At 61.3% G+C, this 11,154-nt stretch carries 6 protein-coding genes and 2 pseudogenes; 7 read left to right on the top strand and 1 reads right to left on the bottom strand.

Translation table 11 applies throughout. The features are described 5' to 3' along the window. The first annotated feature begins 6 nt into the window (after positions 1 to 6). From AC244Q_RS25635 to AC244Q_RS25605, 7 genes and pseudogenes are all read left to right on the top strand, one after another. Entirely contained in the window at positions 7 to 1,527 is a 1,521-nt protein-coding gene (locus AC244Q_RS25635; protein ID WP_003562301.1) for a DUF5060 domain-containing protein, read from the top strand. A gap of 11 nt (positions 1,528 to 1,538) precedes the next feature. After that, positions 1,539 to 2,609: an ABC transporter ATP-binding protein gene (locus AC244Q_RS25630; protein WP_012755220.1), complete on the top strand. Its 1,071-nt coding sequence runs from the start codon at positions 1,539 to 1,541 to the stop codon at positions 2,607 to 2,609. 153 nt (positions 2,610 to 2,762) lie between these two features. Beyond that, positions 2,763 to 3,272, top strand: a complete 510-nt coding sequence (locus tag AC244Q_RS25625) for a GNAT family N-acetyltransferase (protein ID WP_003562303.1) — start codon at positions 2,763 to 2,765, stop codon at positions 3,270 to 3,272. 240 nt (positions 3,273 to 3,512) lie between these two features. After that, a pseudogene (locus tag AC244Q_RS25620) lies at positions 3,513 to 4,407 on the top strand (protein-L-isoaspartate O-methyltransferase family protein). Between the two features lie 1,204 nt (positions 4,408 to 5,611). Continuing rightward, positions 5,612 to 6,346 (top strand): annotated as a pseudogene (locus AC244Q_RS25615) (transposase); the annotation flags it as partial. A 1,871-nt stretch (positions 6,347 to 8,217) separates the two neighbouring features. Then, positions 8,218 to 9,297: a YihY/virulence factor BrkB family protein gene (locus AC244Q_RS25610; RefSeq protein WP_003562306.1), complete on the top strand. Its 1,080-nt coding sequence runs from the start codon at positions 8,218 to 8,220 to the stop codon at positions 9,295 to 9,297. Between the two features lie 73 nt (positions 9,298 to 9,370). Next, the gene (locus tag AC244Q_RS25605; protein ID WP_012755216.1) at positions 9,371 to 10,654 is read left to right on the top strand and encodes a cystathionine gamma-synthase family protein; all 1,284 of its coding nucleotides are present in this window, start codon (positions 9,371 to 9,373) and stop codon (positions 10,652 to 10,654) included. A gap of 50 nt (positions 10,655 to 10,704) precedes the next feature. Here AC244Q_RS25605 and AC244Q_RS25600 read toward each other — a convergent pair whose 3' ends face one another. Then, complete coding sequence (locus AC244Q_RS25600; RefSeq protein ID WP_003562308.1) at positions 10,705 to 11,118, bottom strand: cupin domain-containing protein; 414 nt, start codon at positions 11,116 to 11,118, stop codon at positions 10,705 to 10,707. Positions 11,119 to 11,154 lie beyond the last annotated feature (36 nt).

Here is an 11,154-nt window from a genome sequence, read left to right as displayed (position 1 = left end):
TATTCTATGTCTGATGCAACGGTCGAAAAATGGGGCGTGTTCGAGGCCTCCTTTGATGGACCCTCCAGTGGCAATCCCTATCTCGACGTGGCATTCGATGCCGTGTTCACCCATAAGAGCCGCGCAGTCCGCGTGCCGGGCTTCTATGACGGCAACGGAACTTACCGCATCCGCTTCATGCCGGACATCGAAGGCGAATGGTCGTTTCTGACCCGTTCCAGGACTGCTGCACTCGACGGCAAGACCGGCGCATTGACTGCGACCGAGCCTTCGGCCGGCAATCACGGCCCGGTTCGCGTGCGCAACAAATTCCACTTCGCCTATGCCGACGGCACCCCGTTCCTGTCCTTCGGGACGACCTGCTACGCCTGGACGCACCAGCCGCTCGACATGCAGAAGCAGACCCTCGAAACCCTCAAGAAGGCCCGCTTCAACAAGATGCGGATGGGCGTGTTTCCGAAGGATTATCCCTACAACGTCAACGAGCCGCTGCACGCCTGCTTCGAACGCGGAGCGGACGGAAAGGAAGACTTCGATCGTCCGAACCCCGCCTCGTTCCGGCACTTCGAGAAGCAGGTCGCAGCGCTCTGCCAGCTGGGGATCGAAGCCGATATCATCATTTTCCACCCCTACGACCGGTGGGGCTATGCCGACATGTCGGCGAAGCAGGATTTTCGCTATGTCGAGTATCTGGCCGCTCGTCTCGCTGCCTACCGGAATGTCTGGTGGTCGCTTGCCAATGAATATGATTTCCTCATCGATACGAAGCCGATGGAGCAGTGGGATCGCTACTTCCACATCCTGGAGGAAAACGACCCCTACCAGCACCTGCGCTCCATCCATAACGGCGACGTGACGGCGAATTTCGATCATCGCAAGCCATGGGTCACGCACACCTGCATTCAAAACCCTGACGTCAAGCGGACCCAGGAATGGCGCGATGCCTACGGCAAGCCTGTCGTCAACGACGAGCCGGAATATGAGGGCGACATCCTGCAGTCATGGGGCAACCTCAATGCGCAGGAACTCGTGCATCGCTTCTGGATCACCATGGCGCGTGGCGGCTATGCCGGTCATGGGGAAACCTATTCTCATCCCGAGGACCTGATCTGGTGGGCCAAGGGCGGGGAACTGCGCGGCGAAGCGTGGAAGCGCATCGCCTTCCTCCGCGACCTCCTGGAAGCCGATGTCAAGCACGGCCTCGAGCCGCTCGGCATCATCGGTGAGTGGCCCTGGTCCCGCGTGTCGGGCGCGCGCGACGGCGACGGCGATTTCCGTTTGATCTATTTCGGCGAGCATCAGCCGGTGATCTGGTCGACGGGCCTGCCGGTCGATAGCGATGACTACGATGTCGATCTCATCGACACCTGGGAGATGACGATCACGCCGGTCGAAAAGGTGGCGGCTCCCGTTCCGCATCCGACGCGCCATGGCTCGGTCGTGCGCGGCGGCAAGCCGGACGCGGCCTTCGGCGTGAAAATTCCGCGCAAGCCATTCCAGGCGCTGCGTGTGCGCAGGAAACGTTGAAGGATAGATCCATGTCTGGCTTGAGCATCAGAAACGTCAAGAAATCCTTCGGCACGGTCGACATCATTCATGGTGTCGACGTCGAGATCGCCGACGGTGAATTTACCATTCTCGTCGGCCCCTCCGGCTGCGGCAAGTCGACATTGCTGCGCATGATTGCCGGGCTCGAGGATATCACCGCCGGCCAGATCAGCATCGATGGTCGGGTCGTGAACAATCTGCAGCCGAAGGATCGCGATATCGCGATGGTCTTCCAGAACTATGCATTGTACCCGCAGATGACGGTCTCCCAGAACATGGGATTTGCGCTCGAGCTCGCCGGGGTCAAGCGGCCGGAAATCGAACAGAAGGTCGGTGAGGCTGCAGCAATTCTCGGATTGCAGCCGCTTCTCGATCGAAAGCCGGCGCAGCTGTCGGGCGGACAGCGGCAGCGCGTCGCCATGGGCCGCGCCATTGTTCGAGATCCGAAAGTCTTTCTCTTCGACGAGCCGCTCTCCAATCTGGATGCGAAACTGCGGGTGAAGATGAGGGCGGAGATCAAGGCTCTGCACCAGCGCCTGAAGACGACGATCGTTTACGTCACCCATGACCAGATCGAGGCCATGACCATGGCTGACAAGATCGTCGTGCTCCACGGCGGTCGGGTCGAACAGATCGGCAGCCCGCTCGAACTCTACGACCGACCGCGCAATATCTTTGTCGCCGGCTTCCTCGGTTCCCCCGCGATGAATTTTCTCGAGGGAACTCTTGAGGGCGCAGGCAACCCGGTATTGTCGCTGCCGGGTGGGTCACGCGTAACGCTTTCGCGGGCTCCAGCCAATGCCGCCAACAGACCGCTGACGCTGGGCATTCGCCCCGAAGACATCACCTTCGGTGGCGAAAACGGTGTGGATGCCGTGGTCAAGGTGGTCGAACCCACGGGATCGGAAACCCATGTCGCCGTGGAGCTCGAAGGCAGGGAACTGACATGGGTCGTTCGCGAACGTGTCGAGCTGGTGCCGGAACAGCCGGTGAAGCTTTCTTTCGAAACGGCCAAGGTTCACTTCTTCGACCGGCAGACGCAGCAGCGCCTGAACGCCTGAAGACGAAAGGCCTGGAGCAAGTCCGTCGAACGCGGAACCGGAATGTGACGGCATGCGGAGTTCTTGATCACTCCTCGCCTTCGCAGCGAATTGGCGACTTGTAATCTCTGATCTCGCCGATAGGCTGTACCTCCAAAACGAGGTAGCCAAGGCATGCACATTCGAAGAGCCGTCTCCGCCGACGCGGAGGAGCTGAGCAGTCTCTTGAACGAAATCATTCTTGCCGGCGGAACAACCGCACTCGAGACGCCGCTTTCGGCTGCCGAGTTCGCGGACTGGTTCATCGACGGCGAGTTTCCTCTGACCTGCCATGTTGCCGAGCGCGATCAGTCGCTTGTCGGCTTTCAGTCGCTGAGCTTATACGGCGATCCGCCGAAAGGCTTCGCCGACATCGCAACCTTTGCCCGCTTGAACCCAAGAACCCCCGGCGTTGGCAGCGCTCTCTTCCCCGCAACCCGAGCCGCAGCGGAAGAATTCGGGCTCGAATTCATCAATGCCACCATTCGCGCCGACAATTTCAGCGGCCTTGGCTATTACGCAAAGATGGGCTTCGAGACATATGACCGGTTGGTCCAGGTTCCGCTTCAGGACGGGACGTCGGTCGATAGGATCAAGAAGCGTTTCAGAGTAGGCGCCAGACACCACACGATACCCGACGCCTGAAACGTGTTCGACTGCGCTGAGGCCACACTTTAATGTACGGCGATGCAGTTAAATTTTGCGGCTAGCGGAATGTCAACCATATGAAGTAAAGCCGTAATTTTCACTAATGGAACAGAATTGCCATTTAACTTCCGTCATGAGTTCTCGTCCCCATTGGTCAAGCAGTCGGGGATAGAGATGGATTTGGAGCCGGAGGACGTAAAAGAGGAGCAGATCAAAGCCATACCCGGAGATTTGCCGATGCCGACTGCGCTGTTCACGGCCGACGAACTGGCGGTGATCCGCCGCGCTTACGCCCATCAGGTAGTGGCAACTGCCGCAACGACGAACCCGCGGATCGAAGCTGCCTTTGCCACCGTCCCGCGCGAGAACTTCCTCGGTGCGCCTCCATGGCAGATCGCCAATCTGGGGCGCGGATCGCCCCCTCCCCTCCTCCGACTTGGTTCTGGCCTATCAGGACGTACTGTTCGCCCTGCAGTCCGAAAAGGGCGTCAACAATGGAAGCCCGTCACTGCATGCCCGACTCTTGGCGGAACTGGACGTGCAGATCGGCAGCGATCGCATCGTCCATGTCGGTGCCGGCACCGGCTATTACAGCGCCATTCTGGCAGAGTTGGTCGGCACTTCCGGTCATGTCCATGCCGTCGATATGGATCCTGATCTGGCTGCCCACGCACAAGCAGCGCTTGCTGATCGGGCCAATGTTAGCGTCGTTAACGCCGACGGCAGTCAATGGCCACAGCACGCGGTGGATGCGATCTATGTGAATTTCGCCGTCGCGCGGCCCGCGGAACCCTGGATCGAAAGGCTGCGGCCCGGAGGGCGCCTGGTGTTGCCACTTGGCGTACCGCGCCAGGACCGACCGCCGAAAAGCGGCCGTCATGCGTCCCATGGTGCTGCTCTTCGTATCGAGCGCGGCGATTGTGGATTTGCGGCGCGTTGGATCGGCACAGCTTATTTCGTCTGCGCCAACGGTGGATTGACAACCGACGATAACGAGATCGACGCGCTGACCGCCGCCTTCAAGCGCGGCGGCATCGAGTTCGTCAAAAGCCTGCTCTGGAAGACGGAGCCGCGGATAGGGCGTTGCTGGCATATCGGCGACCAATGGGCGCTCTGCTATGACGACGTCTGAACCATCACGGCCAATTCCGCAAGACCGCCCGCCCCATCTCCGCAGGGAACCAGAGCGACGTAGCGCGCCGCGGCGGCGCGATCCGCTGGCCGCACTTCTGACCGACGACGTCGCAACGCCAAACATCCGGAGCAAAGGGCTTGGGCGGCAACACGCCCAGGGCGCCGAGCTCGGATCTGGTTATCTCGAGCTTAGTGCAGCCTCGCCGCCGGCATCCTACCCCTGCCCCGCACGAAAAGCCTATTGTCGAAATTTGCCGCCTGCCATCTGTGAGATCGGATCAAGCGCGCCAGGACCCGAGCGGCTGCCCATGCCGGCCGAGATCCAGACGAAATTGATGGCCGCGGCATGCTGAAATGCAGTGGCCAGCGCGCGCCGAATACGGCGCGTAGACAGCCGACGTGATTGACTCTAATACGCTGGCGCAACCTAACCGAGGCATCCGGCGCCTTCTCTTGGATGGCGACGCTCAGACTGACGGTGAAGATCAGCAAGTGGCCGCGATTGAGCCGGTCGGGTTGTGACGTATGACTTGCTCACCCACGATCTCAGGAGACAGCCCCTCGTGGCTCCCTTGTTGGAGGCAATACTGCGGGCACGACGCAAATCGGTGAAGCGGATACCCCCCGCCTCCCTGATCGCGGCACGTCTCACCAGGACCAGATCGACACCCATGGAAAGTGAGGATGCGCTGTCTGTCAGGCGGCGGATTGCCAGAACGACAAAAGCCCGGCGCGGGAGAGGTGCGCCGGGCTTCGATAGTGACCGACAGCCTGGGAGGAGGAGTGCTGTCCGTCGGACCGAAGCGGCTCGGAGGGGTTAAGCGCTTCAGTCCATCACGAGGTAGTGCCGCAATGCGGCAAATTCAAGCCTGGCGGCCACGCGGATATCGCAGACGAATCGGTTAGGCACTATAACCTTCCCTCGCAGGCGATAGGGCCAGGCGAGGGGTTGTCCGCGGACAACTTGCTGAGCAGCAACCCGGGCGAAGGGAGCTCTCCCGCTTTCAGCAAAGAGAAACTCCCGCTCGAAGTAGTAGTTGATGAGGGCAGCGGGGATCGTACCGCGCGTACGCCGGCAGGCGGACATGCGAGGGAAAACCCCTCACAAAAAGCCCTGGGCTTGCCCTGCCCGGCGCCTTTCACCGATCAAGAGCGTGGCGCTTATCTCCAGCTGACCGACAGCCGAACTGCGCGAGATATCGACCAAGCCGGCCGCCGGCATTGCCGCCGCCGTCATCAATCCCCGCCTGGTGCGCGACTTCGCCAGGGCCAGCCGTCGCTTGGCCAAAACTGTCCAGGAAGACGCCCGCGTCATCCTCCACTTCGCCAGAGCGATGCGGCCGGCACCGATCCCCCACTTCGACGACTGCGGCTCGCGCTTGCTGCGCGTGTCACCCGCCGCCGCCAGCTCATCGACATGGCGGTCGCCCAGAAGAGCCGCCTGGAACATCCGCCTGAGGCCGTCGCAGTGCTGATGGCGAGACCTTCGCCGCCCACAAGGCCGAGCTCGCCCGAGTCCATGCCGCCACCGCTGGGCATCGAGGCCGAGGCCGACATGGCCGAACGCCGTAATCTGCTGTTGACCGTGCCGGCCATTGGCGAGGTCAGTGCCGCTGTGCTCATCGCCGAACTGCCCATACTCGGCGCAATCGACGACAAGCAGCTCGCCGCCCTCGTCGGTGTTGCAACGATGGCTCACGACAGCGGCACCTGGACAACGCCATTTCGCCGGCGGCCGCGCCACTGTCCGATGCGCCCTCTATATGGCAACGCACTCGGCCAACCGTTGCAACCCGGTCATCAAGACCTTCCACAACAGGCTGCGCGACGCGGGCAAACCGCCCAAGGTCGCCATGCGAAAGCTCATCATCTTGATCAACACCATTCTTAGAAGGAAGACGAACCCCATCGAACCAGCCCAACAACACGGTTGCTGAGGCGCACCGCAGAGGCCCCGAAGGACGGGGCTGGCCGCCGCCGCGCCAACACGATCCACCCAGGGATTGCGACCGAAGCCCAGCCTTTGCCAAAAACTTCACCGAGCGACGGGCGACGGGCGAGCTCAATTACTGTCGCGTCAATAAGACACAATAGCAGCAAGGATGACGCCGCCACGGCCGCCTGCCATCCTTGCTGCGGATCCCTTCCGGTGAGCGCAGCTGCTGCGCCAGCAATCCGCGGTCTCGTTTCATGGGCGGGGCTCTGCTCCTCCTTAGACAGCGAGCGGCCTCTTGGTATTGCGGACCTGTCGGCACACCCACGAAGTTCTTCAGAACTCTTGGAGCGAATATGCCCACGCCTGCCCGGTAAGGCGTATGAGCCCGTTGCTCCAATGCCCGACAGAGCCATCGGGGCAGCCATAATGCCACAAGCGCATCCACCAGCAGGGCGGCATCAGAGATATTTTCACGACCGCTCAAATTCAGTTACTACGGAGATTGGTCCATGTGCAAACGACTTGACGGCTACCATGCTGATCATCCTGTTGTCCGCGGACAACGGCACGATAGGCAACACCCAACCGACAGCTAGGGTTCACGGATTCGCTCGGGCCGCGGGGTCGGCTGCCCATCGAAGGCTCGCTGTGATACGCGGTCGGCTCTTCATGCAATCGAGCAGAGAGTTTTATACGGTAGGGGAGGGCCGCCGATCATGCAGGATCCGAAGCCCAGGCCGAAGCCTTCGGGCGATCAGCCCATTGCGAACGGGTAATTGCTTGTCGACTGGCCGTCCGTCGGCGCGGGCGACACCGCGGCGACTGCAGCCGGACTGTTAGCGCCGTAAAGCGAGTATATGTGGGAACGCTAGCGTCCGGTCCGTTCCGTCCTGGAATAGACAACCGCGGCGCCCGTCGTCGATGCCCGTTACCTGATGACGTGCAGCCCCTCGCTCTCAGCAATGCGGAAGACCTGCGTTGGTCCTGACCGATATGTCAGGAGCCGATCCTGCGCATTTGAGTGGGACGCTGGAGATGCCCAGCGATCAACTGCCGGAGGAAGCGCCTTCAGTGGCGGGGGGGGGAGGGGCCGCCGATGGCACATAGCGCCAGGGTGCGGCTGGCCGACGTCTGGAGCAGCGCGCATGATGCCTCCGCCCCCTTGACGGGCAGTTGCTTTCGCGTGCCAACTTGGTCGACTGCGACGCGCGTTCTGCCGGTTGCTGAGACGCCATCAAGCAACCACCATCGAGATCGCGTCCGCAGGCGGGCAGTACCTCGGTCTCGCGACGCATTATGAGGCGCGCCCAGAGAAGGCAACGGTTTGCAGGGCGAACCCAGTATTTGCCCGTTGATAACGTAAACGGCTATTGCAGGCGATTGTCACCAGCGCTATTGTTTTATCGGGCTTGCTGCACAACGCATCGGCTTCACGGTCCGGTCGCTGACAGGCGCCGGCATCAGATAGCAACAGGTGCAACTGAGGCCCAAGTCGCACTCCTTATACGAGCTGCGCACCAATTTGCCGCCTCGCGGCCGCCAAGCCGGCCTATCGGTAAACGCGTTGAAGCGACTCCCTGCCATGGAGTAACGAAACTAAAGTCCAGCATCGCTTCCATATCAGGGAGCAGCCTCAGCAATATCAACGACTTATACTTTTTGAAACTACTTCGGATTTGTGGCTTTCGGCGATACCGAGCTCGGCCGTGGTGGAGTTTGACGAGCTGTCAACCGCTTCCAACTCCCAGCTGCCTGACCCGCCTGTGAAACGGACTGACCTCGGCGCCGGCCTAAATGTCCGCAAGAAAGCAACGGCTTGCATCCTTTAGCGGCACCCGGCGTTATCTCCGCACCAGACCGGAGATCATCCTCATGCCTGATGTGTTTCACCCCAAGAGATTCTCCATCGCGGCGGCTTTGATGGCCGCAGCGATTGGTGCACTTGTCTTGATGCAGGCACCCGAGCGCAGGGCGGTCGCCCCGCCTGAGCATACCAACCGCGCAGGTGACGATCGTGGCCGTAGCGCCAGCACGCCCGAGGCTATCCCCTTCAGCGGCCTTCGCGACGTGTTCTGGCGCGTCTTCCACGAGGTCCTCGCCGACCGGGTCACGCTGATTGCCGCGGGCGTGACTTTCTATCTGCTGCTGGCGCTCTTCCCAGCCATGGCGGCTTTGGTATCACTCTACGGGCTGGTTGCAGATCCGACCACCATATCCGAACATCTTCGCGAATTGGCCGGCCTCATGCCATCAGGCGCGTTCGATCTTATTGCCAACCAAATCAAAGAGCTCGTCGGCCGGCGTGATGCTACGCTCGGCGTGACCTTCTTCGTCGGTCTCGGCATCGCTCTTTGGAGCACGCATAGCGGCACGCTGGCGATCTTTGACGCGATGAACGTCGCCTATGAGGAAGAGGAGAAGCGGGGTCTTATCCGGTTGAACCTGATAGGCCTCTGCTTCACCTTGTGCGCGATGCTTTTGACGGTTGTCATGGTGGTGCTTGTCGGGGTCATGCCTGTTATCCTCTCCTATCTCTGGCTCGATCAATTCAAGGAGCACATGGCCCTTCTCATGCGATGGCCGCTGCTTCTGCTGGTCGTCGCGGCGGCCGTTACATCGGTCTACCGCTTCGGTCCCAGCCGCGAGCCTGCCAAGCTCCGCTGGATGACGTGGGGCGCGGTTCTGACCACGATCGCCTGGGCCGCCATGTCCCTCGGCTTTTCCTTCTATCTGGATCATTTCGCCAACTACAATGCGACATACGGCACGCTCGGCGCGCTGATCGGCTTTCTCATCTGGATCTGGCTTTCCGTGGTCATTCTAATCGTTGGAGGAGAACTGAACGCCGAACTGGAGCATCAGACTGCGAAGGACACGACGACGGGAGCGCCGCTGCCGATGGGAGCACGCGGCGCCTATGTCGCTGATACTCTCGGCGAGACCAGGAGTTGACCGCGATGATTGCTCCTCTCGTATGGTTTTGATGTATTCTGACATTTCTGCAGTCCCGACACAGGAGACGATGATGACCGCGCCGCATCCTTCCAAAACCCATATCGGCAATCATGCCCTGCATCCCGAAACACAGATGCTGAACTACGGCTACGATCCGGAACTCTCGGAAGGGGCGGTAAAGCCGCCGGTGTTCCTCACATCCACCTTCGTGTTCAAGACGGCCGAGGATGGCCGCGACTTCTTCGATTACGTGTCGGGCCGCCGCGAGCCGCCAGAGGGGAAGGGGGCGGGCCTCGTCTACTCGCGCTTCAACCATCCAAACAGCGAGATCGTCGAAGACAGGCTCGCCGTCTACGAACGAACGGAAAGCGGCGTGCTGTTTTCATCCGGCATGGCGGCGATCGCCACCACTCTGCTCGCCTTCGTCCGGCCGGGGGATGCGATCCTGCATTCGCAGCCGCTCTACGGGGGAACGGAAACTTTACTGGCGAAGACTTTTCTGAACCTCGGCGCCGCCGCCGTCGGGTTCGCCGACGGCGTCAGCGAGGGATCGGTGCAGAAGGCGGCGGCGGAGGCGATGGCCAAGGGCCGCGTCTCCGTCATCCTGATCGAGACGCCTGCCAATCCGACCAACGGCCTGGTCGATGTCGCGATGATCCGACGCGTTGCCGACATGATCGGTGCAAGACAGGGCCATATGCCGATCATCGTCTGCGACAACACCCTGCTCGGACCGGTCTTCCAGCGGCCGATCGAGCACGGCGCCGATATCTCGCTCTATTCGCTGACGAAATATGTCGGTGGTCATTCCGATCTGATCGCCGGCGCCGTTCTTGGTCGCAAGGCGGTGATCAAGCAGATCAAGGCCCTTCGCGGCGCGATCGGCACGCAGCTCGATCCGCATTCCTGCTGGATGCTCGGTCGTTCGCTGGAAACGCTGCAGCTGCGCATGGAGCGGGCAAACAGCAACGCGCGTACCGTGGCCGATTATCTGCGCGATCACCCGAAGGTCGAGAAGGTTCACTACCTGCCTTACCACGATCCGGACTCGCCGGCCGGCCGGACCTTCATCGCGCAATGCACCGGCGCGGGTTCCACCTTCTCTTTCGATATCCGCGGCGGTCAGCCCGCCTCGTTCAAATTCCTGAATGCGCTGCAGATCTTCAAGCTCGCGGTCAGCCTCGGCGGCACGGAATCGCTTGCGAGCCATCCGGCTGCCATGACGCATTCCGGCGTGCCCGCGGATGTCCGCCAGCGCATCGGCGTTCTGGAATCGACGATCCGCCTTTCGATCGGTATCGAGCATCCGGACGATCTGATCGCCGACCTGGAACTAGCGCTGCAGGCGGCCTGAGACACGCCGGGGAAATCGATGCCCGGCGACGCCGGGCATCGGGCATGGGGTCACTTGTCGTCGATCGTCAGTTCCGTCTCGTCGGTATCCAGCACGAACACCGCAAGCAGGCGCGCCGGCTTTGTCTTGCTGGCGTTTTTGCTGACGCTGTGATGATCGCCGGGAAATTCGGGAAAACTTTCGCCGGCCTTGTAAACCTTCTCTGGCCCGTCATTCACCTTGCTGGTGATCGCACCTTCGAGAACGGTGGCATAGATGAAGGCCGATGCCGGGTGCGTATGGCCGGGCGAGGAACCGCCCGGCGCATATTCGACGAGCACCCCCCGCATGCTCTTGCCGGGAACATTCGGAAGCTTCTGGTCGAAAACGACGCTTACCTTCGCGTCGCCGCCTGCGGCGTGAGCCTGAGTGCCGGCGGCAAGGACAATGGCGAGCGCCGCCGCCGAGATCATTTTTCTGAGCATGTCGGGTCTCCTGCGTTGATGGGAATGGGTCGGGCG

Source organism: Rhizobium sp. CB2179, from assembly GCF_057653455.1.
Note: the sequence above shows the minus strand (reverse complement) of the source record. Positions and strands in the feature narration are given on the sequence as shown.

Excerpts from the sequence above, each read along its gene's own strand:
- AC244Q_RS25625 (WP_003562303.1), top strand. The coding sequence starts at position 2,763 with ATGCACATTCGAAGAGCCGTCTCCGCCGACGCGGAGGAGCTGAGCAGT.
- AC244Q_RS25605 (WP_012755216.1), top strand. The coding sequence starts at position 9,371 with ATGACCGCGCCGCATCCTTCCAAAACCCATATCGGCAATCATGCCCTG.
- AC244Q_RS25610 (WP_003562306.1), top strand. The coding sequence starts at position 8,218 with ATGCCTGATGTGTTTCACCCCAAGAGATTCTCCATCGCGGCGGCTTTG.
- AC244Q_RS25600 (WP_003562308.1), bottom strand. The coding sequence starts at position 11,118 with ATGCTCAGAAAAATGATCTCGGCGGCGGCGCTCGCCATTGTCCTTGCC.
- AC244Q_RS25630 (WP_012755220.1), top strand. The coding sequence starts at position 1,539 with ATGTCTGGCTTGAGCATCAGAAACGTCAAGAAATCCTTCGGCACGGTC.
- AC244Q_RS25635 (WP_003562301.1), top strand. The coding sequence starts at position 7 with ATGTCTGATGCAACGGTCGAAAAATGGGGCGTGTTCGAGGCCTCCTTT.